Raw genomic sequence first — 25,273 nt, forward strand, 5'->3', positions numbered from 1 at the left:
GGTTCTTAAATGCCCATACCGCCATCTACTTGAAGTACTTGGCCGGTGATATAGCGACTGCTATCGGAAGCTAGAAAAAGAGCAGCTTCGGCGATATCTTCCGATTTTCCTAAGCTTTGCAAAGGAATTTCTTTTAAGAGCTGATCCTTTACCTTTTCAGAAAGTGCGTCAGTCATTTCGGTTTCAATGAATCCTGGTGCGATGGCATTTACGGTTATTCCTTTGCCAGCAACTTCCTTAGCTAAAGACTTAGTGAATCCAATCACACCTGCTTTGGAAGCGCTATAATTACATTGTCCTGCATTTCCAGAAAGCCCAACAATAGATGAAAGATTAACAATGGTTCCTTTTTTTGACTTTATCATATCTCTCAATACGGCTTTGGAACACAGGAACGTTCCGGTTAAATTGATGTCCATTACTTCTTGCCAGTCTTCGTACTTCATTCTGAGGAGAAGACCATCTCGAGTAATTCCTGCATTATTTATAAGGATATCAATAGGTCCAAGTGTATCTTTGATGTTTTTGACCATCTCCAAAACTTGTTGTTCGTTGGAGACATCTGCTTTTACGGCGATGGCCTGACCTCCTGATGATTCGATTTCTTTTACTACTTCCTGTGCTGCGGATTCCTGACGAGCATAATTGACAACAACTTTAGCTCCTTGGCTGGCCATTTTAAGAGCAATGGAACGTCCGATCCCTCTGGATGCCCCTGTTATTAAAACGATTTTCTTTTCTAGAAGCATGAAACCCCTCCTTTTCTAATGTCTCGATAATGGTCAAGTACTGATCAACCGTTTCGATATGATAAGATTGATAAGGTTTTTTATATTCCTTAGCGGTTCTTTTAACAAACCCACTTAAACTGTTGCTGGGACCAATTTCTAAGAAGGTTTGACAGCCCTGGCTCATCATGAATAAAAGACTATCTTCCCATAATACAGAATGACTGACCTGACGAACTAAAGCTGGAGATATGTCAGCAGAATCCGTGACAGGAGCGGCGGTAACATTACTGATAAAAACCTGATTTGGTGGTTGGAGAGAGAGGTTTTTCAGTTCTTCGGATAACTTTTCTCCTGCCGGAGCGAGCATGGACGTATGAAAAGGGGCGCTGACAGGCATCATTACCACTTTTTTAGCACCTTTTTCCTTACAGGATTCCATCGTGGCCATTACAGCCTTTACTTCACCGGAGATAACAATTTGCCCGGGGCAATTGAAGTTTGCAACGGATACAAATCCATGCACCAGTCCTGCTTGTATACACTCTTGGAGGTGTTCGCGTTTTAGACCAAGAATGGCCGCCATTCCACCTTTGCCTTGTGGGACTGCTTCTTGCATATATTTGCCACGAAGACGGACCAGTTGAACGGCATCCTTAAACTCCATGGATTCTGCGTTAACAAGTGCCGAATATTCACCAAGACTTAACCCCGCCGTAAAGTCCGAGGTAAAACCTTCTTTTTTCAATAAGCGAAGCATGGCGATGCTTGTAGTAAGCACAGCGGGCTGAGTAATTTCCGTTTGGTTCAGCTTGTTGTCCGGTCCTTCCAGGCAATAGCGGGTCAGAGGCATTTGGAGAAGTTCGTCAGCTTCTTCGAAGGTTTCTCTAGCGATGGGATACTGAGTGATAAAGTCTTTTCCCATCCCTATATACTGTGCTCCCTGACCAGGGAAAATAAATGCTAAGGAATTATTGCTCATTCTTACTCTCCTCTCAATAGGCTAAGCTTTTTCAACTGATCACTAGCCTCTTGGAGAATATGTGTAATAATTTCGTTACAAGGACGAATATCATTAACCATTCCAGCAATTTGGCCAGCCATAACAGAGCCGTTTTGCACATCACCATCTTGAACAGCTATTCGCAGTTTGCCGGCTCCCATCTGTTCTAATTCTTCCATCCCCAGCCCTTCTTTTTCCATAGCCATCAGTTCTTTTACAAAGCGGTTTTTCAAGACCCGTACCGGATGTCCTGTACTTCTTGCTGTAACAACGGCGTCTCTATCCCCTGCTTTTACAAGCATTTCCTTATAAGCTTCATGGGCTGTACATTCGGTGGAACAGACAAAGCGAGTTCCTAGTTGTACGGCTTGAGCTCCTAGAGAAAGGGCAGCTAAAAAACCATGTCCGTCTGCAATTCCGCCAGCAGCAATAATGGGTATGGAGACAGCTTGTGCTGCCTGTGGCACTAACGCCATGGTTGTTAGCTCTCCAATATGACCGCCGGCTTCCGTTCCTTCTACAATAATAGCATCAGATCCAGCTCGCTCCATTCTTTTTGCAAGGGCGACAGAAGGAACGACCGGTATGATTTTAGCACCATACTCTTTCAGATAAGCCATATACTTTCCGGGGTTTCCAGCTCCTGTAGTAATAACTGGAACTTTTTGCCGATGAACAACCTCTACGACATCGTCTATAAAAGGGGAAAGGAGCATGATATTCACGCCGAAGGGTTTATCGGTTAATTCGCGGGTTTTAATAATCTGTTCTTCAACAATATCAGCAGGAGCATTTCCGGCAGCAACCAGACCCAGACCTCCGGCATTAGAGACGGCGGCTGCTAATTCGGCTGTGGCAACCCAGGCCATGCCGCCTTGTAAGATGGGCACTTCAATATTTAACAGATCACATATTTGAGTTTTGAACATATACATTCCTCCTATTCCGTTACTATTTTTCCAAGGTCCATTTTAGTAGTGATGAACCCCAAGCTAAGCCACCACCGAAAGCAACCATCAGAATTAAATCATCTTTTTTGAGTAAGTCAGATCGATAGGCTTCATCTAAAGCCACTGGTATCGATGCAGCTGACATGTTCCCGTAGCGCTGCAAATTCATAAAAACCTTTTCTTTAGGAATACCCATCTTCTTACCAAGCGTATCGATAATCCTTTTATTGGCTTGATGTGGAATAAGCCAGTCAACCTGTTCGATGCCATATCCTGTATCGGCTAAAAGTTCTTTCGCATTGGATCCCATTGCACGTACAGCCATCTTGAATACTTCGCTGCCGTTCATATCAATATAATGTTTTTTTAAGGGCAATGTTTCTTCTGTCAGAGGAATTCTGGTACCACCACCTGGAACGCTGAGAATATTACCATAGCGACCATCGGAGCCCAGACTTGTTTTAATAAGGCCTGTACTCTTCGTTGATTTTTGAAGCAGGATGGCGCCGGCACCATCTCCGAAAAGCACGCATGTATTTCGGTCGGCAAAGTTGGTAATGTGAGTCATAATATCAGCGCCAATGACTAAGACGTTTTCACACATGCCATTTTCTATGTAAAGACTGGCATTAGAAAGGGCAAACATAAATCCGGCACAGGCAGCACTTACATCATAAGCAAAAGCACGGTTTGCGCCAATGTTTTTCTGAACAAGGCAAGCCGTAGACGGAAAATTCATATCTGGAGTAGTGGTAGCCACAATAATGGCATCGACAGACTCTGCGGAAATGCCAGCTTCTGCCAAAGCTATTTCTGCTGCATTAGAGGAAAGATCAGACGTTGACTGAGTAGCACTGGCTTTTCTTCTCTCCTGAATTCCTGTGCGAGTTTGAATCCATTCGTCATTGGTATCAACTATTTTTTCTAGATCATGGTTCGTAATCACCTGCTCAGGAACATAGCTTCCGATGCCTGTTAACTGAGCAATATATTTTTCATTCAAATGGACACACTCCTATCAGCAACAACTAAAATCAGATATTAGTACCAGATACTAAATAAGTATAAAGTCTTTTTGTGAAAAGTGCAATGCTTTTTTTGAAACATTTCCAGAAAAAAGTCGTTCATTAAAAATGTTTCAAAATGGAACGTTTTTTATGGAAGCTGTGCTAATTTGATACACTTTGCTTGTTCTTTTGAGAGGAATATGGTACAGTGAATAGTAAGAATATTCAATTCTTGAAAAGAACTGAAGATACTAGTATAGGAGGTAATATAAATGAAAAAAGACATTATGGAAATAATGGAATGCATACCCCATAGATATCCCTTTTTACTGATTGATAGTGTGGAAATTAAAGAGGTAGGAAAACTGGCGGAGGGTTATAAAAATGTGACGATCAACGAACCTTTTTTTCAAGGTCACTTTCCTCAGGAGCCTGTAATGCCAGGAGTGTTGATTCTTGAAGCTCTTGCGCAGGTTGGCGCTGTACTCCTTTTGAGCGAAGAAGCATTTAAGGGAAAAACGGCATACTTTGCAGGAGTAAATGCAGCTCGTTTTCGAAGGAAAGTAGTACCGGGAGATATTTTAAAACTGGAAATTGAGATAACGAAAGTAAGGAAGTCATTTGGCGCCGGAAAGGGAATTGCTACTGTTAATGGAGAAAAAGCAGCTGAGGCGGAGATTTTATTTGCTATTTCGTAGCCATCAGCTGCTACTGTGTTAATCTGTTTTTTTCTCTAAACGACAAAAACAATCATTATAAGTTGCTTGTTCTCCGTCATCAGAAAGTTGTTGAGAGGTAAGAAGGTTTACCGGTCCGTTTTTGTGCCACCAACCCTGTGTTACCACTAAAAGGTTTCTGGGGAGCCTTGGATCAAAATCTAGTCGGCAAATCAATTCGCCGGTAGATGAAATAAGGCGAACAGATTCTCCTTTGCTAATGGCGTGGCCTCTTATGGTGTCAGGCGAAGTAAACACTGTAGGGATTTCCGAAATATCTTTACGGGAAAAATGTTGGGAATGCATGGAGTGTTTCGCATGAATCGATATAAGTTGCAAAGGGTAAAGGGGATCACTTTCTTTTAGGGTTGGCAAGTAGCGATTGGTGTCGGGTACGTAAAGATGAAATAACTGATCCTCTGTTTCGAATTTTCGGCTTTTCCAAGGTATTTCATTTCCTGGAAAAAAATGTCGTTTTCCTATTAGCTCTTTTGGAGTACAGTCCCGTTTGAGGCAGAGCGGAAGAATGCTTTTAGCAATGTACGTTTCAATGTCAGGATATTTGTCGGTAAAGCTGTTGAGGTTGATTGACTGAGCTAATGCATAAAAGATATCGAATTCATGGCGCACATTGGGGTGAGCTTCGAGAACTTGCTCCGTATACGTAAAGTAGTTATGCCACATGGATGACATCATAAAATCAGATTCTTCCATGATCTGTGTACAAGGCAGCACATAATCTGCCTTTCTGGCGGTATCGGTCATTCGTAAATCAATGACCACTTTAAATGGTATTGATTCAAAGGCTTTAATTGTTTTTTGAGTATCCGGCAGCTGAACAAGCGGGTTTGACATGGTGGTAAAGATGCCTTGAATTTCTCCCGGTCGTTCATCCAGCACGTAATCAGCAAAAGTAGGTTGCGGAAACGTAGGGGAATTACTATTTTTTGAGGATAAGTTCAGCATATACTCTTTGTCAATCCATTGGTTGATATAATGATTTGCATAGTTAACGCCACCACCTTCTACTCCGATATTTCCTGAAAGAGCTCCAAGGGCATTGATTAATCGAAGGTTTCTACAGCCGTAACGGTTGCGTTGGGAGCCGTATCCTAAGTGGATGCTAGCGGGTTTTGCCTTTCCGTATAACATGGACAATTCAGTTACTTGGTCTGTTGTGAGACCGGTAGCGCTGATCAGTGCTTCTGTTTCAAAGTGCTGAATGGAAGAAAAAAAACGGTCTGCATGGAGACAATGGTTGTTGGCAAAATCCATATCAAGGAAGCCTTTTTCCAGTAATATTTTAATCATCGCTAAGGCTAGGTGGCCATCACTTCCAGGCAACAAAGGGTAATGATGAGTGGCTAATGAGACGGTCGAACTATGTGTTGGATCAATAACGATGATAGGAATATTGTTTAGGGAGGCTTTTTTAAGCATAGGGATCATGTGGGGGCTTGTGTTCATCGGGTTTTTCCCCCAAAGAATAATACATTGGCTATTGAATATATCTAAGGGATGATGACTATAAGCCTGCCCAAAGTCCAACTGCTGAGCCTTAAGGCCGGCTCCCCAACATAAATTTCCTGTAGAAGTTACCACTCCGCCTAACGCATTAAAAAAAGCGGTGTCGATATTTTTGGCGATGCCACCATGGCCAGCATCCTTATAATGGATAATGCTGTGGGCACCGTTTTTTGTGATAATAGTTTGTAATTGTGAGGATATTTCGTCAAAAGCCTGTTCCCAAGAAATAGGGTGCCAGCCGGTTGCTGAGTTTTTCATCGGACTGGTAATTCTTTCTGGATCCTTAAAAAAACTGGCTGACAGATAGCCTTTTTGGCATAAAAAACCCTTGGTAATAGGATCTTTTGGATCTCCCTTGATAACTAGGGAACCATCTTTACGGACGTTGACATCAATGCTGCAGATATCCCAACAATCCAAGCTACAAGCGCTTTTATATGTTTCCATGAACACCATCCTTTTGGACTTTAATGATAAAGTGCGAGTGTCTAGGGTATACACCTTTATAGTTATATCATAAATCAATTTTATGGAAACAACAATAAAAATAAGGAGTGAAAAAAATGGAAAAAAGAAAAGGTATTGTAACAATGAAGGGTAACCCTGTTACCTTAGTGGGCAATCCATTGCATAAGGGGCAGGTGGCGCCTGATTTTACAGCGCTCAACTTAGATTTGTCATCCTTTACCCTCAGTGAAAATATTGGTAAAAAAATCGTTATTAGTGTCGCTCCATCCCTCGATACAGAGATTTGCAATTTACAAACAATTTATTTTAATGAAGAAGCGGCTAAATTGGAAAACACATTATTACTCAGCATCAGCATGGATTTGCCTTTTGCTCTTAAACGCTATTGTGCTGCAAAAGGAATTGATAACGCATTAGTGCTTTCGGATCATAGAGATGCTGATTTTGGTCTTAAATATGGCTTTTTGATGGAAGAATTTCGCCTATTAGCCAGAGGCATTGTGATTATTGATGAAAAAGGGGTGCTGCAATATGGACAGATGGTACCAGAAATTGCTCAGGAGCCTGACTATGATGAAGCTTTGTCTTTCTTGAAGCAAATGTGAAGGAAATCGGAGGGAAAACAAAACCGTAAAACCTTTATTTGCTTGCAAAGAGTAGATGATTGAAAGGGAATGGTGTTAGAATGAAAAATGTGGAGGAAATTTATCGTCTTAGCGAAAAAAAAGATCAAAATAAGATGAAAGAATATATCAAGCGATCTCATGCCAGAAGTTTTCGCTATGGGGTTGAAATGGGAAGAATTTTCAGCTCGAAAATTCTTCGTGGCGAAGAGCTACATGATAAATTACAAGAAAATCACGAACTCATTCAAACAACCCGTCCCTTTATTGAACAACTCTGTGATTTTGTAAAAGGATCCGGTTTTTTTGCTATTTTAACAGATTGGGAAGGATGTATTCTGGATATTCGTGGGGATGAAAAGGTTCTCAAAGAAGCAGAGCGTCTACAAATGATTTGTGGTGCCTATATGCACGAAAAACATATAGGCACCAATGCCATGGGGACGGCTTTGGTAGAGGAATCTCCAGTACAGGTAGACGGTGATGAGCATTATGTTACGGCTTATCATCGGTGGACCTGTTCGGCGGCACCCATTAGAAATCCGAAGGGAAAAATAATCGGAACTTTGGATCTTACCGGCTGTTCACATTTGGTCAATTCTCACACCTTAGGAATGGTGGTGGCAGCTGTTAATGCCATTGAACATATGTTGAATATTCGTGAATCAAATCAAAAACTAGAATTAGCTAAAAAAGCAATTTCCACGATCATTGATTCAATTACCTTCGGCATTTTTACGGTAGGACCGAAGGGTTATATAAAAACACTGAATACTGCAGCGATCCAAATGCTGGGCTATGATACGGATGAAACCCGTGGGATGCATATATCGCAATTGGTAGAAAACTGGGATATCATTCAGCAAAACCTCGATAGAGGAGTGGAATATGTTGAAGATGAGCTGAATATTTTTGGAAAAACAAAAAGGATACACTGCTCCTTTACGACCTATCCGATTTCCTCTAAAGAGAAGAGTTTTAGAGGCGTTGTATGCCTTATAAGAGAAGTTAAGAAAGCGAGAAAAATCGCTCATAAAATCATGGGAAATAGAGCGGTGTATACCTTTGATAAAATAATTGGACGCAACAAAAAATTTCTGGACATTATTGATTACGCAAGAAAAGCGGCAGATAGCACATCCACAGTAATGATAACCGGAGAGAGCGGAGTTGGAAAAGAAGTGTTTGCTCAAGCCATTCATAATGCAGGCAAACGAAGAGATGAAGCTTTTGTTGCCATTAATTGCGGTGCATTGCCAAGAACACTAATCGAATCAGAGTTGTTTGGGTATGAAGAAGGAGCTTTTACGGGAGCTAAAAGAGGTGGACAGCCAGGGAAGTTTGAATGGGCAGATGGAGGAACATTGTTTTTAGATGAAATTGGCGAAATGCCCTACGACATGCAAACAAATCTTTTGAGAGTTTTAGAAACGGGTAAGCTCTTTCGGGTTGGCGGAAATAAAGAATTAGATGTTGATGTACGCATTATTGCGGCAACGAATAAAAACCTGAAACAAGAAGTTGAAAAAGGTAACTTTAGAAGAGATTTATACTACCGTCTTAATGTAGTGCCACTAGATATTATACCGCTAAGAGAAAGAAAAGATGACATTAGTTTACTGGTAGACTATTTTATTGCTGTTAAATCGACAAAATTAGGAAAAACTCCTGTGTTTCTTACTTGGGATCAACTTGATCGGTTGATGAATTATTCTTGGCCGGGAAATATAAGGGAATTAGAAAATGCAGTGGAGCAAATTATCAATTTGAATACCTGTCATTTGTGGGAAACAGAAAAAACGACAGGAATAATGGCAGAAGATGATCTTCAGTCGGATATTCAAGAAAATGTTTCGCAGATTGCTTCTTTAGAAGAAATGGAAAAGCAGCATATCGAAAAAGCATATCATTTTTTTAATGGGAATGTGTCATTAACATCGCAAGCATTAGGAATAGGGAGAAATACATTTTATCGGAAAGTAAAAAAATACGCCATCGACTGTTCTAAAAAGGAACAGTGATCTAAAAAGGAACACCTATTTCTGGAAAAATGTTCTGAAAAAGGACATACCAGAAAAACAGGAAAGTAAGCGACGATATGTATGGAATATTTAGAAAAAATAATAAAGTGTATTCCTGAGATATGGCAACGCTTCTGACATTCTCATCGATAACTAAAATGAATCTGACGATAAATGGCATGCTACTTGCATTATATAATAGAGCAAGGAATGGTCGCTGATTTCAAATGATAGAAACTGTGTAAAGGAGGAAAAATATGTACGGGTATACAGGTGAAATTTTAAGAATCAATTTATCTACAGGGGATGTTAAAAAAGAAGCTTTGGATAAGGAATTGGCAAAGCTATACGTTGGTGGACGAGGATTGGCGGAAAAAATGTTTTCAAACGAGGTAGATGCCAAGGTGGATGCCCTTAGTTCGGAAAACAAATTATTTTTTGCAACTGGTCCTTTGAGTGGAACGCCTACTCCTACTGGTGGACGTTATATGGCCATTACAAAATCGCCATTAACAGGAACCATTGCCTCTTCTAACTCAGGTGGAAGATGGGGTGCTGAACTGAAATTTGCCGGTTACGATATGATCGTACTGGAAGGAAAAGCAGAGAAACCTGTCTATATTAGTATCAACGATGATAAGGTTGAAATCAAAGATGCATCCCATTTATGGGGTAAAATGACGAGTGAAACAACAAAAATGTTATTGGAAGCAGAAGGAGAAAAAGTAAAGGTTCTTAATATCGGTCCTGGTGGAGAAAAACTTTCTAAAATTGCGGCGATTATGAACGACTATGATCGTGCTGCCGGCCGTTCTGGTGTTGGAGCTGTGATGGGTTCTAAAAATCTTAAAGCAATCACGGTAAAGGGTTCTGGAAAACCGGAAGTTGCTGATAAAGATAAGCTCAAAGAAGTGGTGAAGCGCTCCAATGCACAAATCCGAGAAAATGGCGTAACAGGTACTGGTTTACCGACTTACGGAACGGCTGTTCTTGTTAATATTATTAATGAAAACGGAGTATTTCCTACAAACAACTTCCAACAAGCCACCTTTGACAAGGCTGAGGAGATAAGTGGCGAAACCCTGGCGGAAAAATATCTGATAAAAAATACCGGATGTTACGGATGTCCTATTGCCTGTGGCAGGCATTGTGAAGTAGAGGATGGTATTGAAAGCGGGGGGCCTGAATATGAAACTATTTGGGGTTACGGGGCTGATTGTGGAGTATCCGATATGAAATCGATTATCAAAGCGAATTATTGGTGTAATGAGGTAGGTTTGGATACGATTTCAACTTCTTGTACGATTGCAGCAGCAATGGAGTTATACCAAAAAGGACTGATTAAAGAGGAAGAACTGGATGGATTATCGCTAGAGTTTGGAAACAGCGAAGCGGTTATTGAGTGGACAAAGCGAATGGGTATGAGAGAAGGTTTAGGCGATAAAATGGCAGAAGGTTCCTATCGACTGGGTGAGATGTATGGTGCTCCGGAATTGTCCATGAGTGTGAAAAAACAGGAGCTGCCAGCTTATGATCCTCGTGCTATCCAGGGGCAGGGATTAGCCTATGCTACTTCTAACCGAGGTGGATGTCATGTGCGTGCATATTTAATTTCGCCTGAAATTCTGGCATTACCAGAAAAACTCGATCGATTTGATGCGGCGGGTAAACCGGAATGGGTAAAAATATTCCAAGACCTGACAGCTGCAATTGACTCCAGTGGTCTCTGTCTATTTACCTCTTTTGCAATGACGGCAGATGATTATGCGGATATGCTTACAGCCGTAACGGGAATCGAGTATACAGCAGAATCCTTGCTTCAGGCGGGTGAGAGAATCTGGAATATGGAAAAAGTGTTTAATATGAATTCTGGCATCACTCCGGAAGAGGATACATTGCCACCAAGATTGCTCAACGAAGAAATTAAAGAAGGTCCATCAAAAGGAGAAAGATCTTTATTAGCTGAAATGTTGCCGGCATATTATGAAGTAAGAGGTTGGGATGCAAAAGGTGCGCCGACAGCGGGCAAGTTGAAAGAACTGAGCATTGAATAAACAGATTAAGAGAAAATCATGGCTTTAAGAAGAGAAGAGCTTCTGATCTGGAGGCTCTTCTTTCAATATGAATGAAGTGATAAAGCGATCCTTTTGATGATATAGAAGAGTTGCAAAAAATGTTTTAGATCAAGGAAATGGGTAAAAGAAGGATAGAAACAGAAGAATAGTTTTCAGAAAGGAAGGTTAAAATGCTCATTAAAGTTAGGCTTTTTGCCACTCTTCGCGAAGGAAGAGGAAAAGAGGTAGAACTTAAGCCTGAAGGAGAAATTACAGGAAAAGAATTACTTGAGACTTTAGAGATTGATGAAGAGGATGTAGCGATTTATCTTGTTAATGGAAGAGATGGAAAGATGGATGCAAAGATAAAAAATGGTGAGGTGATTTCAATTTTCCCGCCAGTAGGTGGAGGGTGAAGGGTGGTATTTTCACCCTCTTTTCGTTAAAATAGATAAGAAACACTTGGAGGGAAAAAAATGCTGAAAGAAAAAATCATCAATCGAAAATCGGGGATTTTATTGTATGGACTGACACCACCTAAAAATAATCAACCGGAAAACAAATTGTTTGAAATATCAAAACGCCAGATAGATCGAATTGAAAAAATGGATATTGATGGATTGATTCTTTATGATATTCAAGATGAGCAGGAAAGGTGTTTGGAAGAAAGACCATTTCCATATATGAAAACAGTAGATCCGGAAAGCTACAGCGATAAATACTTACAAGCATTAAAAATGCCCAAAATTGTTTACAAATGTGTTGGAAAACATTCGGTAGAGGATTTGGAAAGATGGGTAAACAATGAAAATGAAGAAACACGCATATCTGTTTTTGTCGGTGCGGCTACTGGGAAGCAGCCTGTTTCTATTCATTTGGCAGAAGCTTATGAAATGGCAAGAGCCAAGGGGGCGAACTTTTTGTTAGGGGGAGTTGCAATTCCGGAAAGGCACATTAACAAGAAAAATGAACATTCAAGAGTGATTGACAAAGAAGATAAAGGATGTTGTTTTTTTGTTTCTCAAGCCGTATATAATATTGAAGCTTCAAAAAATTTTTTGTCGGACTATTATTATCGTTGCTTAGAAGAAGAAAAAAGTATGTCGCCTATGATTTTTACATTAACGCCTTGTGGTTCGGTCAAAACATTGAAATTTATGAAATGGCTTGGTGTTAGCATACCTGGTTGGATGGAAAATGATTTGATTTATTCTCAAGATACGTTGAATCAATCTTTGCAATTGTCAAAGAACGTGTTTGAAGAATTGTTAGAATTTGCGGCAAAGAAAAACATACCTATTGGATGCAATATTGAAAGTGTTTCCATAAAGAAAGAAGAAATTGATGCATCCATTACATTGTTAGAAGATGTGCGCAAATTAATGGGGTGAGAGGGATCTTTTATGGGAAAATTTGTTAGTGAATCGAAAGCGTTTATTTGCGGGTTAGCGCATCAGCCTTATGTTCCTGGAGCATTGAGGAGGAGCGAGGGTCCCTTTATCCTTCATATCAGTGACACACCGGTGCAAATATATGAATTTGTGTTTAAGGTAATAAAGGCCATAAAACCAGCTGTCATTATTCATACTGGAGATTTAGCAGACAATTATAAAATTGAAAATAGAAAGGAACAAATACCACATTATAAAAGAGCTGTGAAATACTTTATGGAAACATTGAAAATAGCAGCTGAAGAAGCAGAAATAATAGTGACCTTAGGGAATCATGACCTTGAAAACATCATCGGTGAGTGCGAAAAAATTTCCGTTGATCCAGAGCAGCCAGTAGTATTATTCAACAAAAAGTTTTTTCTTCACCACGAAATGTGTATAGAAGGTAAAGAAAAAGGTTATTACTGCTTTGGTCATCAGTATGAGCCAGAACATCAAACCATCAATGGTGTAGTTTATTTAAATGGATTGCTAAATATAAATGTAATAGATGTCAACAAATGGGAAACCTATCATCTTAAGTATCCGATTGGAACCAATGAATACCGGAAAATGACTCATCGGCGAACAGGACTATAGAAAAATGGAGGGATGAAATGATATCGCTTCGTAAAGGACCTAAAATTTTGTTTTTTCGAACAGAGAATCCGGATATAATGACGAAGGAACTTGTGGATAGAGAAATCGCAACAATGGTTAGTTTGCAGGAAGGCATTAAAGATTCGGACGAAAAAAGCAGTCTTTTATTTGTAACAGACTTGAATTCTGTCAACACCAAAGTTGAAGATGCGAAGCATACATTATTGTCTCCCTATAATGGTTCGAAGGTTTTGGCGGAAGTCATTAATCTAAAAATGAGTAAGCAATTAGAAAAAGTGGAGATGGGGACAAGATCGTTAGTGATGCGTATACCCGGCAATGCAGAAAAAATTATTGAAGCAATAAAAGACGATTTTGGTGGCAAGCATGTGACATGGAGAGAAGGAGTAGAGATAGGCAGGGAAAACCAGTCTCTTGTATGGCTAACCAACAAGCCTCTGATGACCAGATTGACGGAAGAAGATCTTTTAGGAGATCATCTGTTAATCAACAAATCGACCGACCAATTATTTGAAGAGATGGGAAGAAAAGTACTGAGGTATATCAGTCATAGCATGGAGACTCAAAATTGGTATGAATATCGAATTAATATTTATGATTCCTATGGAGATTATGATAAACATTATAAACGATTAATGCATGTGATTACTTCGCTGGAGATGGGATATATTCTTGGAGAAAACTGGACAAAAGACCATGCTCTGGCCCTGTTGTCTGTTGTTGCATATCAAATTCGGTTATTTTCTTTTATGCCACCGCCGGAAATGAAAGCAGTGCTGATGGGGCTGGAATACGATGAAACAGGAAAGCGGCTAGTGGACCTAGATTTATATCATCGAAATACAAAAGTAGGTTGGATGGAAGCTAGAAAATTTCAGTCTGAAAAAAAACGTTCCAAAAAAGAAGAGGGAATTTTTCGTCATGTGCAACTTATTGAAAAGTTAAGAAATGAAATTTAGAAAAAACTTTATTAAAGGAATCATCTTTTGCTTCTGCATGCCGATAATGTTAATGAAGGGAGGCGAAGGTGATGAAAATACATCACAATACAGCATCTTCTTATCATGTTGAAGCGAACAGAAAGAAGATGGCGGAACGGAATCCAAAGGAAAATTCGCAAAAAGATGTTAAGACAGAACCCTCCATAGTCGATAAAATGGATAAAGACTCGAAAGTAGAGAAAGTTACCTATGATAAACCAAAACATGTCCCTGATGAAAAAGCAATAGAAAGACTGTGGAAAGAAAGTCAGGCAGCTCATCAACAACTGATAGATATCGTTAGACAACTACTGGAAAGACAAGGTGTTTCGACGGATCAGCTAGACAGTATGGAAGGGTTAGCTGATACAGACGTTGAGATTGATGAAATAGCAAGAAATGATCTGGAAGCTCTTTTAGGACCTGACGGAGAGCTAGGTATTGAGCAGGTAAGTGATCGGATTGTTGATTTTGCCATTGCTATTTCTGGTGGAGATACATCGAAAGCAGAAATACTGAAAGAGGCTATTATTAAAGGGTTTAAGGCTGCTGAAGAAGCCCTTGGCGGACTTCCTGATATTTCTCAAAAGACTTATGATCGGGTAATGGAAAAATTTGATGCTTGGGTTAACGGTACGGAAAAAATATCAGAGTGAATGGTAAGATAGTACGACATGGATGACGAAATAGCACGAAAGATTGGCCTGTTGTTAGCAGGCCTTTTTTTGTTTATAATAAATTTTAACAACCTACAGTCAGGAGGAAATACAAATGCAAAAATCAAAAGTTGCTGTTGTTTTCACGGGAGGAACTATTTCGATGACGGTGGATAAGCGCATAGGTGCCGCAATACCATCTTTATCAGGAGAACAAATCCTCTCGCTTGTTACGAATATTGATCGACTTGCTGATATTGAATCGGTTAACTTTTCATCAATCCCCGGCCCACATATGACACCGGAGCGCATGATGGATTTATGTGAAGTGGTTGAAAGGCTTCTTCAAAGACAGGACATTGAAGGAGTGGTAGTGACTCATGGTACAGATACTTTGGAGGAAACAGCTTATTTAATGGATTTAAAGATTAACTCCGAAAAACCTGTGGTAGTAGTTGGTGCTATGCGAAATAGTTCGGAACTTGGATATGATGGGCCCAGCAATCTGGCAGCGGCTGTTTGTACAGCCATTTCAACAGAGTCACAAAACAAAGGTGTTTTGGTGGTAATGAACAATGAAGTGAATGCGGCAAGTGAAGTAACAAAGGCCAGCACCTTGAGCTTAAACACATTTCAATCACTGGAATTTGGTCCGTTGGGAATTGTAGATAATGATGAAGTTATTTTTCATCGCGAGGTAGTAAATCGTCAGACTATTCCTTCGGAAGAATTAATCAAAGCAGTTTCTTTAATCAAATGCACAGCAGGAATGGATGGTTCCCTGATTCGATTCTGTGTGGATCGTGGTGATAAAGGCATTGTGTTGGAAGCGTTGGGACGAGGAAATGTACCACCGGAAATGCTTGAAGATTTGGAGTATGCATTGAAAAAGGATGTTGTGATTGTAATGGTTTCTCGTTGTCCGACAGGAAGAGTTCTTGGAACTTACGGATATCCGGGAGGTGGAAAAGAGTTGAAAGATATGGGTGTCATTTTAGGTGGAGATCTTCCGGGGCAAAAGGCTAGGATAAAACTCATGTTAGCCTTAGGATTAAGAGAAAGTCAGCAAAAGATAAGAGATATTTTTGAAAGCCAGCAATACAAATCCTAAATCTTATGATGTACAGTAATCAATGGATAATGATCAAATTGAAGTTGTCAAACACACATAATTATGGTAGGATGTATCTGTTGTAAATACAATTGTGCTGTTCCGACAGACAAAAGGTGTGGAGAAATGGAAACAAAAAAAAACACGTATTATCTGGTACATACCTCAGCAATGCCAGAAGTATTAGAGAAGACCGTTCAAGTGAATGAAATGCTTGGGCGGGGTGAGGTGAAAACGATCTACGAAGCTGTAGATAAAGTAGGGATTAGTCGTAGTGCGTATTACAAATACAGAAACTATGTGTTTCCTTTTTATGAAATGGGCAAAGGAAGAATTATTACCATCGCACTAACAATGGATCATATTGCAGGTTGCTTGATGGCAGTTCTTAAAGAAATCGCAAGGGTACAAGGGAGTATTGTTACCATTAATCAAAATATTCCTTATTTGCAAATTGCCAATGCAACCATTTCTCTTGAAACAAAAGACTTAACCGTAAACGTGGAAGAATTGATTAGCTATCTTAGATCTATAGAAGGTGTTCGGGAAGTGAAGATAATGGGTAACGAATGAGAAAAAGCATAGTCTATCGATGAAAAAGGAAGTGACTGAAAATGGAAAACATCAAGATTGGTCTGCTTGGATTTGGGACAGTAGGACAGGGTGTTTGGAAAGTGCTGGAGAAAAATCATATAGCGTTTGAAAATCAGGCTGGTTTTACTTTCGAAATTAGCAAAGTGCTTGTGAGTGACTTGGGCAAAGAGCGTGAAATCAATCCGGGAGAAGGCATATTAACAATGGATCCAGATGAAATTCTGGAAGATGATTCGATTCATATTGTTGTAGAGCTAATGGGAGGGACCGATGGAGCAAAAAAATACGTTGAAAAAGCCTTAGAAAAGAAAAAACATGTTGTCACAGCGAACAAAGCACTTCTCGCTCTTTATGGCAAAGAGCTAACAGCAACAGCTTTGAAAAAAGGTGTACAATTTAGATATGAAGCTAGTGTTGCAGGCGGGATACCGATCTTGCATTCCATTAGGGAAAGTTTGACAGCAAATCGGATTAAAAGAATCATGGGCATTGTTAATGGAACGACTAATTACATTTTGACAAAAATGAGCCGGGAAGGCGTTCTCTTTGAAGATGCGCTTGAAGAAGCACAGCGAAAGGGATATGCTGAAGCTGATCCGACAGCCGATGTTGATGGTTACGATGCGGCGCACAAGTTGGCGTTGTTAGCCGCATTAGGGTTTAAGTCAGGAATAGACTTTCAACAGGTATATCGGGAAGGAATCAGAAAAATGACTCCTACAGACATTGAATTTGCCGAAGAACTGGGTTTTGTGGTTAAATTACTGGCAATAGGGATGGAAGAAGATGGAAAAATGGAATTAAGAGTTCACCCGACGTTTATAGAAAAGGAACATCCCTTGGCAGCGGTAAATGATGCGTTTAATGCGGTTTTTGTAGAGGGGAATGCAGTCGGAGAGCTAATGTTCTATGGTAAAGGAGCGGGAGACCTTCCTACGGCCAGTGCTGTCATGGGTGATATCCTTAGTATAGCTAGTCACTGGAACCATTCTTCACCACCATCTTATCAGTTGGATTTTTCGGAAACAGGCAAGAACATTAAGTCTATGGATGAGACACAGACAGCCTATTATATTCGGTTTATGGTTAAAGACAGTCCGGGAGTGCTAGGGAAAATCGCCAGTACTTTTGGAGAAAATGGAGTAAGCTTGTCTTCTGTTATTCAAAAAGGAGTAGGAGAAACGTCAGTTCCACTCGTCTTTATTACACATAGAACAAAGGAAAAAGCTGTTAAAAAAACGATTCAGCAAATCAGAGAATTTGATGCAGTAACGGAAGTGGCAAATCTTATTCGGGTTGAAACCTTATCTTAAAGAATCCAGAGGTGGTAGCATATGCAAAAAACAATTTGTGCTAAAGAAGGTAGAGTTACATGATCCGAGTCAAAGTGCCTGCAACATCGGCTAATATGGGACCAGGATTTGATAGTTTAGGAGTAGCCTTAGGTCTTTATAACAGGATTGAAGTGGAAAAAGTCGCTAACGGCTTGTGGATAGAAAACATAGGAAAAGACAGTGGATCACTTCCTACTGATGAAAGGCATTTGGTATACAAAAGCATCAAAAGGCTTTATAACGAAGCGGGATATCCGACGGAGGCTTTGCGTATTAAAGTGCATTATGAAATACCTGCTTCTAGAGGTCTAGGTAGTAGTGCTGCTTGTATTGTGGGAGGAATTGTAGCGGCTAACGAATTGCTGGGAAACCCCTTGAATCAGAAGGAGTTACTGAATCTGGCCATAAGCATTGAAGGACATCCGGACAATGTGACACCAGCCCTGTTAGGCGGCATCGTAGTGTCTTCAAAAAACCATGATAAAGATGCGGTAAACCTTCAGTTTTCAGCACCGGAGATACTGGAATGGACGATCGCTGTTCCTAATGTGAGCTTGAGCACAAAAGCGGCAAGAGAAGCACTGCCTCAAAAGGTTCCTTTTGAAGATGCTGCGAAAAATGTAGGGAATGCTTCCTTATTGGTAGCGTCGTTATTGATGAAAGATTTTAATGTACTTAAAGTAGCCTTACAGGATAATCTGCATCAGATTTATCGAAGCAAGCTACTTCCAGAGTTAGACTATATTTTTACAGAAGCAAAAAAGCGAAATGTAAGCCAATTATATTTGAGCGGAGCCGGACCGACGCTAGCGTATCTTTCGTGGCATGCAAAAGATGAAGGAAGAAATCATTTCCTAAAACTGTTAGAGGAAGCAGGAACCATAAGAGGGACAAAGTGGGAAGTCCTGAACTTAAAAGCTGATAATATAGGCGCTGTTGTGGAATAATGGTAAGAGGAGGTTTTGAGCCTTCTCTTTTTTTGTGTCAATTTTATGTCAACAGGGAATAACATATTCCCATTACTCCGTGATAATCGGCAGAAAATGGGTAGGTAACAATCATCAGATACTTATGTGAAAAGGAGGAATGACGAATGAAAAAGCATGAGGTGATTGCCATGCTACTGGCAGGAGGGCAAGGAACACGCCTGGGAATATTAACGAGAAAATTGGCAAAACCGGCGGTCCCTTTTGGTGGCAAATATCGAATCATCGATTTTCCGCTGAGTAATTGTTCTAACTCTGGAATTTATACGGTAGGTGTCCTAACTCAATATCAGCCTTTAATCTTAAATTCGTATATAGGAATTGGCAGTCATTGGGATTTGGACAAAAAGCATGGAGGGGTAACGGTACTTCCGCCCTATGTTCGTCATGATGGGGGTCACTGGTATCTAGGGACGGCAAATGCTGTATATCAGAACATAGAATTTATTGACCAATATGATCCGGAATATGTATTGATACTGTCTGGAGATCATATTTATAAAATGGATTATTCAAAAATGATCGATGAACATAAAGAAAAGAAAGCGGAGGTGACCATTGCTGTTATAGAAGTGCCTTGGGACGAGACTCATCGTTTTGGTATTATGAATACAGATGATGAGAATAGAATTATGGAGTTTGAAGAAAAACCTCAAAAAGCAAAAAACAATTTAGCATCGATGGGTGTGTATGTTTTTGGATGGAAAAAGCTTAGAAAAGCATTGATTGAAGACGATCTAAATGCAGAGTCAGATCATGATTTTGGAAAAAACATCATTCCTAAAATGCTGAAAACCAATGAGAGGATATACGCCTATCATTTTCAGCACTACTGGAAAGATGTAGGGACTATTGAAAGTTTGTGGCAAGCCAATATGGACTTGCTTGATGACAATCCGGAGCTGGACCTGTACGAAAGAGATTGGAAAATATACTCCGTTAATCCGAATCAACCAGTTCAGTATATTGGTGAAAATGCATCGGTTAAAAAGTCTTTAGTTAATGAAGGATGTCAGGTTCATGGTGCGATAGAGAAATCGGTATTATTTCCAGGCGTAAGTGTAGGAAGAGGCAGCGTTGTTAGAAATTCAGTGATTATGTCTGATGTAGTGATAGGGGAGAATGTTCTGGTTGAAGGGAGCATTATAGGTGAAGAATGCACCATAGAGGATGGTTGCCAAATAGGGCAGCCTGGAAAAGGAAAAGAAGGCATTACGGTGTTAGGCGAAAATGTGGTTGTTGATAAGGGAAAAACAATACCGGCAGGAGTTGAGATTAATATTGAAAATTGCCACGAATTTGGTTGTTGCCCTAACGGACTAGGACAAGGGGAGGTGAAATAATGAAAAATGTGGTAGGGATTATTAATGATACAGATATTAAACAAAAGCTGAAAGATTTAACAAAAGCAAGATCAACGGCAGCCGTTCCCTTTGGAGGGAGGTACAGAGTTATTGACTTTGTCCTGTCAAACATGGCAAATTCAGGCATAAAAAATGTCGGAATATTTACCCAGAGTAATAATCGCTCATTATTAGATCATGTAGATTCAGGAAAAGAATGGAACTTACTTAGTAAACGAGACGGACTTTTTATCCTTCCACCTATTTTTGGATATGATCAGTTTACAGGCAATTTAGGTGATATAGATCATTATTACAACCATATGGACTACTTGAACAGAAGTCGGCAAGAGTATGTTTTAATTAGTAACAGTAATATTATTTATAATATGGATTATAATGGAATTGAAGCGTTTTTTCATAAGAAGAAAGCAGATATTGTCATAGTATATAGGAATCAAGCAGAGAACGAAAAAACAAATTACCGGGTGCTTTCCCTGCTGCTTGATAATAATGAACGGGTCCATGATATGGCAGATGCAAGGGATAAGACGTTGAGTCCTGCTGTTGGTCTGGAAATAGCGTTTATGAAAAAAAGTCTTTTTATGCAATTGATAGATGATTGTATTGCCAGGGGATATCGAGATTTTACAAAAGATGCATTGATAAAGAATTTAGAAAAGTACAAAGTGTTTGCCTATGAACACAAAGGATATGCAGGAAAAATAGATTCTATAAAAACATATTATTCTCATAGCATGGACCTTTTAGATCCAAAAGTATGGGAAGATGTTTTTTTGAGACATGGAACCATTAGTACCAAAGTAAAAGATGAGCCACCAGCTAAGTATCAGGAAAGTGCGGAAGTTACCAACTCATTGATGGCAAATGGATGCCATATTGCAGGCAGGGTAGAAAACAGTATCTTAAGTCGAGGGGTTGCTGTTCATAAAAATGCACGGGTTCGGAATAGTATCATCATGCAAAAAGGACAGATTCACGAAGGTGCTGTGGTAGAAAATGCAATACTGGATAAAGATGTGGTTGTAACAGCGGGTAAGCAAATTGTAGGAGATCCGGAATACCCGGTGGTTGTTGAAAAAAAGGCATTGATTTAATACGATGATGAAAGTGGGGTTAAATAATGTTAAAAGTACTCATGGTGGCTTCGGAAGCAGCTCCTTTTATGAAAACAGGCGGTTTAGGAGATGTTATTGGTTCGTTGCCTAAAATGCTAAGAAGGGAAAATGTAGATGTGCGGGTAGTGATGCCGAAATACGAAGAAATGCCGGAACATCTCAAAGATACGATAAAATGGCAAGAAAGCATTTATGTTCCTGTTGGATGGAGAAACCAGTTTTGCGGCCTGGAGTATACCAGTTACCAGGGAGTACCTTTTTATTTTCTGGATAACAAATACCATTTTAACCGACCAGGATATTATGGTTATCCAGACGATGGGGAAAGGTTTGCGTTTTTTAATCGGGCTGTTTTAGAAATGTTGCCATTTATTGATTTTTATCCGGATGTTATTCATTGTCATGATTGGCAAGCTGGGATGGTGGCACCGCTATTAGAAACATTTTTCCGGAAGGAAGCTAATTATCAAGATATAAAGACGATTTTTACAATCCATAACTTAAAATATCAGGGAAGATTTCCTAAAAGCGTTATGACGGATCTTTTAGGATTGAGTGAAGAGCATTTTACTATGGAAGGCCTCGAGTTTCATGGTGATATGAGTTTTATGAAAGGTGGTATTAATTACGCAGATATAGTAACAACGGTTAGTCCAACCTATGCGCAGGAAATACAAACACCCTACTTTGGAGAAGGGTTGGATGAGTTGCTACGGAGTAAAGCTTATAAAATGACAGGTGTGATTAATGGGATTGATTTTGATGAATACGATCCTTCACAAGATCCTTTTATAAAACATCCATATGATGTAGAAAATATAGAAGGTAAACAAAAAAACAAAGAAAGTCTTCAAAAGAAATTAAGGTTGCCAGAAAAAGAAGTTCCTCTCATAGCGATGATCACTAGACTCGTTCCACAGAAAGGAATTGACTTGGTCATCCATATACTGGAAGAGTTGTTAGAAAAAGATCTTCAATTGATCATTATTGGCACAGGTGATTCCATTTATGAAGAAAAACTGAAACGCATTGGGGAAAAGTACCCTTCAAAATCCTCGATTCAGCTGAAATTTGATAATGAACTGGCACGGCAGGCCTACGCAGCGTCAGACTTGTTTTTGATGCCATCAAAGTTTGAACCATGTGGACTTGGTCAGTTAATTGCCTTAAGATATGGAAGTTTACCAGTTGTTCGAGAAACAGGAGGATTAAAAGATACTGTCAAGCACTATCTTGATCTTGCCGGCCAAGGGTGCGGGTTTACTTTTTCTGATTATAATGCTCACGATATGTTATATGCACTGCAAGAGGCATTAGAAACCTATAAAAAACCAAAAGAATGGAAGGGCTTGGTTAAAAAAGCCATGCAACAGGATCATAGCTGGAAAGTATCGGCACAGCAATATAAAGAAATATATGAACAGCTTCAAACATCAATTAGAAAGTAAAAGGAGCGAAAAAGGCAAATGGATGAAAAAAAATCGAAAGAATTAGCATTTGAAGAAATGGTAGATACAATGAGGGAAGAGGTAGAACTCAAATTACAAAGAATGTTTGGCCGAACCTTGAAAACAGCTACAGATGCACAATTGTATAAAGCGATGGCAACACTCCTGAGAGATCGTGTAATGGAGAAATGGGCTTATTCTAAAGAAATGGAATATGAAACAAACGGCAGACAAATGTATTACTTGTCTATGGAATTCCTGATGGGAAGGCTTTTTGGTAATAATCTGATGAACTTAGGGTTGGATCAACAGGTGGCACAGGTGTGTAAAGAACTTAAGATTGATTTGGATAAAGTAAGAGATAGTGAACCAGACGCTGGCCTTGGAAATGGTGGCCTTGGAAGACTCGCGGCATGTTTTTTAGACTCCTTGGCAACTCTTGGTCTGGAGGGACACGGAAATGGTATTCGGTATGAATATGGTTTGTTTAAACAAAAAATTGTGGATGGATATCAAGTGGAGGTTCCAGATCCTTGGCTTGAAGATGGGAACATATGGGAAATAGCAAAACCGGAAGAACCGGAAATTATTAGTTTTGGAGGAACCATAGAAAGGCGAATAGAGAAAGGAAAAGAAGTGGTAAAGTATTGTGATGCTCAGTGTGTAAAGGCAATTCCCTATGACGTTCCGGTAGTAGGATATGATTCAGAAGTTGTTAATACCTTGCGATTATGGAGTGCAAGAGCTATCAAACCAATGGACATGGGTTTGTTCGGGCAAGGAAGATATGTTGATTCGGTAGCTGAAAAAGAGCTAGCAGAAACCATTACAAAAGTACTTTATCCGGAAGATAATCATCCAGAAGGAAAATCTCTTCGATTAAAACAACAGTATTTCTTTGTTTCCGCTTCGATTCAAAGCATTTATCGAAAATTCAAGAAAGCTGGTAACAATATATTTGATTTTCATAAAAAAGTGGCGATACACATTAATGATACCCATCCTGCTTTAGGAATACCTGAATTGATGCGAATATTGATGGATAAGGAAGGACTTGACTGGGAAGATTCCTGGCGAATCACTTGCCAAACCTTCGCCTATACGAATCATACCATTTTGGAAGAGGCATTGGAAAAGTGGCCACAAGAGCTTTTTAAGTCGTTACTTCCAAGAATATACGAGATCGTACATGAAATTAACGAAATATTCTGCAGGGATCTTTGGAAAAAATATCCTGGTGAATGGGAGAAAATTGGAAGCATGGCGATTATTTCCTATGGAACGGTTCACATGTCAAAACTGGCGATTGCAGGATCCTATTCGGTTAACGGAGTAGCAAAACTTCATACAGATATCTTAAAAGAAGACGTATTCCGTGATTTCTATCAGGCATGTCCATCAAAGTTTAGAGCTATTACGAACGGAGTCACACATCGGAGGTTTTTAGCAAAAGCAAATGCTGAATTAGCAGATTTGATAACAGGCTATATTGGGGAAGATTGGATGAAAGCCCCTCAGGATCTTGAAAGGCTTAAGACTTATGCAAAAGACTCGTCTTTTCAAAAAAACGTAGCTGAAATTCGCCTAAAAAACAAAGAAAGCCTGGCAGAGCATATAGAAAACCAATACGGAATTCAGGTGAATCCTGAATCTATTTTTGACGTACAGGTTAAAAGATTACACGAATATAAACGGCAATTAATGAATGCCATGCATATTATGTTCTTATACAATAAAATATTAGACAATCCAAACTTTCCGATGCATCCAAGAACTTTTATTTTTGGTGCGAAAGCAGCACCGGGATATCATAATGCCAAAATGATTATTAAGTTAATCCATAGTTTAGCGAAAAAAATAAACAATGATCCGAGAGTTAAGGATAAAATTAAAATTGTTTTTATGGAAAACTATCGCGTTTCTTTGGCAGAAAAAATTATACCGGCATCGGATGTCAGTGAACAGATTTCCACAGCGGGAAAAGAGGCTTCTGGCACAGGTAATATGAAATTTATGTTTAACGGTGCCTTGACCATAGGGACTTTGGATGGAGCTAATGTAGAAATGAAAGAAGCTGTGGGAAATGACAATATGTACATTTTTGGTTTAACGTCAGAAGAAGTATCTCAATACTATCGAGAAGGACACTATAGACCTTATGAAATATACGAAACGAATCCGGAGTTGCGACTGGTGCTTGATCAGTTCGTTAACGGATTTCTTGATTCTGAACATCCGGATACTTTTAGAGGGCTTTACGAAGGGTTGCTTTATGGACATTATGGGATGGCGGATCCATATTTCGTATTAAAAGACTTTGAACCTTATTGTCAGGCCCATACTCGCTTAGGGTTGGAATATAAAAAACCGGATATTTGGTGGGAAAAAGCTATTTTGAATATTGCGGCGGCAGGTATTTTTTCCAGCGACCGCACTATCAGAGACTACAATCAGCAAGTCTGGAAATTACCATTTGTGAAAACGAAATAGGATAGAACTGGCAATCGAATGAAATGAAACAAGGAAAGCAGGTG

The 25,273-nt window shown here is 39.6% G+C and carries 22 protein-coding genes; 17 read left to right on the forward strand and 5 right to left on the reverse strand.

Annotated features, from left to right (window positions below; genetic code table 11):
- Positions 1-5: 5 nt before the first annotated feature.
- From fabG to BLV55_RS07175, 4 genes are read right to left on the reverse strand one after another with little or no spacing between them, the layout of a single operon-like run.
- Positions 6-749 (reverse strand): 3-oxoacyl-[acyl-carrier-protein] reductase, encoded by a 744-nt coding sequence (gene fabG, locus BLV55_RS07160; RefSeq protein ID WP_093312820.1) that lies wholly within the window; start codon positions 747-749, stop codon positions 6-8.
- Complete coding sequence (gene fabD / locus BLV55_RS07165) at positions 679-1,710, reverse strand: ACP S-malonyltransferase (RefSeq protein WP_093312821.1); 1,032 nt, start codon at positions 1,708-1,710, stop codon at positions 679-681. The genes fabG and fabD overlap by 71 nt, the downstream gene beginning before the upstream one ends.
- 2 nt (positions 1,711-1,712) lie before the next feature.
- The gene (gene fabK / locus BLV55_RS07170) at positions 1,713-2,660 is read right to left on the reverse strand and encodes an enoyl-[acyl-carrier-protein] reductase FabK (RefSeq protein WP_093312822.1); all 948 of its coding nucleotides are present in this window, start codon (positions 2,658-2,660) and stop codon (positions 1,713-1,715) included.
- Between the two features lie 22 nt (positions 2,661-2,682).
- Positions 2,683-3,684 (reverse strand): beta-ketoacyl-ACP synthase III, encoded by a 1,002-nt coding sequence (locus tag BLV55_RS07175; RefSeq protein WP_093312824.1) that lies wholly within the window; start codon positions 3,682-3,684, stop codon positions 2,683-2,685.
- A 276-nt stretch (positions 3,685-3,960) separates the two neighbouring features.
- Here BLV55_RS07175 and fabZ point away from each other — a divergent pair, with 276 nt between their 5' ends.
- Positions 3,961-4,386, forward strand: coding sequence for a 3-hydroxyacyl-ACP dehydratase FabZ (fabZ, locus tag BLV55_RS07180; protein WP_093312825.1), 426 nt, complete (start codon positions 3,961-3,963; stop codon positions 4,384-4,386).
- 18 nt (positions 4,387-4,404) lie between these two features.
- On the opposite strand, the gene BLV55_RS07185 is transcribed toward fabZ, so the two are convergent.
- The gene (locus BLV55_RS07185; protein ID WP_176968317.1) at positions 4,405-6,378 is read right to left on the reverse strand and encodes a molybdopterin-containing oxidoreductase family protein; all 1,974 of its coding nucleotides are present in this window, start codon (positions 6,376-6,378) and stop codon (positions 4,405-4,407) included.
- A gap of 116 nt (positions 6,379-6,494) precedes the next feature.
- Here BLV55_RS07185 and tpx point away from each other — a divergent pair, with 116 nt between their 5' ends.
- The 16 genes from tpx (at position 6,495) to BLV55_RS07265 (ending at position 25,229) form a co-directional block, all read left to right on the forward strand.
- Positions 6,495-7,004: a thiol peroxidase gene (gene tpx / locus BLV55_RS07190; RefSeq protein ID WP_093312828.1), complete on the forward strand. Its 510-nt coding sequence runs from the start codon at positions 6,495-6,497 to the stop codon at positions 7,002-7,004.
- An 80-nt stretch (positions 7,005-7,084) separates the two neighbouring features.
- Positions 7,085-9,043 carry a sigma-54-dependent Fis family transcriptional regulator gene (locus BLV55_RS07195; protein ID WP_242870065.1) on the forward strand — a complete coding sequence of 653 codons (1,959 nt, stop codon included), beginning with the start codon at positions 7,085-7,087 and terminating at the stop codon, positions 9,041-9,043.
- Between the two features lie 257 nt (positions 9,044-9,300).
- Positions 9,301-11,097, forward strand: a complete 1,797-nt coding sequence (locus BLV55_RS07200; protein WP_093312830.1) for an aldehyde ferredoxin oxidoreductase family protein — start codon at positions 9,301-9,303, stop codon at positions 11,095-11,097.
- A gap of 191 nt (positions 11,098-11,288) precedes the next feature.
- Complete coding sequence (locus BLV55_RS07205) at positions 11,289-11,513, forward strand: MoaD/ThiS family protein (RefSeq protein WP_093312833.1); 225 nt, start codon at positions 11,289-11,291, stop codon at positions 11,511-11,513.
- Between the two features lie 60 nt (positions 11,514-11,573).
- A complete protein-coding gene (locus BLV55_RS07210; protein ID WP_093312835.1) occupies positions 11,574-12,488 on the forward strand; it encodes a methylenetetrahydrofolate reductase in 915 nt (304 codons plus the stop codon).
- A 12-nt stretch (positions 12,489-12,500) separates the two neighbouring features.
- A complete protein-coding gene (locus BLV55_RS07215; RefSeq protein ID WP_093312837.1) occupies positions 12,501-13,127 on the forward strand; it encodes a metallophosphoesterase in 627 nt (208 codons plus the stop codon).
- Between the two features lie 17 nt (positions 13,128-13,144).
- The gene (locus tag BLV55_RS07220; protein WP_093312839.1) at positions 13,145-14,107 is read left to right on the forward strand and encodes a hypothetical protein; all 963 of its coding nucleotides are present in this window, start codon (positions 13,145-13,147) and stop codon (positions 14,105-14,107) included.
- Between the two features lie 71 nt (positions 14,108-14,178).
- Entirely contained in the window at positions 14,179-14,784 is a 606-nt protein-coding gene (locus tag BLV55_RS07225) for a hypothetical protein (protein WP_093312841.1), read from the forward strand.
- Between the two features lie 115 nt (positions 14,785-14,899).
- On the forward strand, positions 14,900-15,895 hold the full coding sequence (locus BLV55_RS07230; protein ID WP_093312843.1) for an asparaginase: 996 nt from the start codon (positions 14,900-14,902) through the stop codon (positions 15,893-15,895).
- Positions 15,896-16,021: 126 nt separating this feature from the next.
- Positions 16,022-16,468 carry an ACT domain-containing protein gene (locus BLV55_RS07235; RefSeq protein WP_093312845.1) on the forward strand — a complete coding sequence of 149 codons (447 nt, stop codon included), beginning with the start codon at positions 16,022-16,024 and terminating at the stop codon, positions 16,466-16,468.
- 41 nt (positions 16,469-16,509) lie between these two features.
- Positions 16,510-17,802: a homoserine dehydrogenase gene (locus BLV55_RS07240; RefSeq protein WP_093312847.1), complete on the forward strand. Its 1,293-nt coding sequence runs from the start codon at positions 16,510-16,512 to the stop codon at positions 17,800-17,802.
- Between the two features lie 59 nt (positions 17,803-17,861).
- Entirely contained in the window at positions 17,862-18,770 is a 909-nt protein-coding gene (gene thrB / locus BLV55_RS07245; protein WP_093312849.1) for a homoserine kinase, read from the forward strand.
- Positions 18,771-18,916: 146 nt separating this feature from the next.
- Positions 18,917-20,152 (forward strand): glucose-1-phosphate adenylyltransferase, encoded by a 1,236-nt coding sequence (locus BLV55_RS07250; RefSeq protein WP_093312851.1) that lies wholly within the window; start codon positions 18,917-18,919, stop codon positions 20,150-20,152.
- Complete coding sequence (glgD, locus tag BLV55_RS07255) at positions 20,152-21,270, forward strand: glucose-1-phosphate adenylyltransferase subunit GlgD (RefSeq protein WP_093312853.1); 1,119 nt, start codon at positions 20,152-20,154, stop codon at positions 21,268-21,270. The genes BLV55_RS07250 and glgD overlap by 1 nt, the downstream gene beginning before the upstream one ends.
- Positions 21,271-21,296: 26 nt before the next feature.
- Complete coding sequence (gene glgA / locus BLV55_RS07260) at positions 21,297-22,739, forward strand: glycogen synthase GlgA (protein WP_093312855.1); 1,443 nt, start codon at positions 21,297-21,299, stop codon at positions 22,737-22,739.
- An 18-nt stretch (positions 22,740-22,757) separates the two neighbouring features.
- Positions 22,758-25,229 carry a glycogen/starch/alpha-glucan phosphorylase gene (locus tag BLV55_RS07265; RefSeq protein WP_093312857.1) on the forward strand — a complete coding sequence of 824 codons (2,472 nt, stop codon included), beginning with the start codon at positions 22,758-22,760 and terminating at the stop codon, positions 25,227-25,229.
- The last annotated feature ends 44 nt before the right edge of the window (positions 25,230-25,273 follow it).

Source organism: Tindallia californiensis, assembly GCF_900107405.1.
In the GTDB taxonomy this organism is placed as follows: Bacteria; Bacillota; Clostridia; order Peptostreptococcales; family Tindalliaceae; genus Tindallia; species Tindallia californiensis.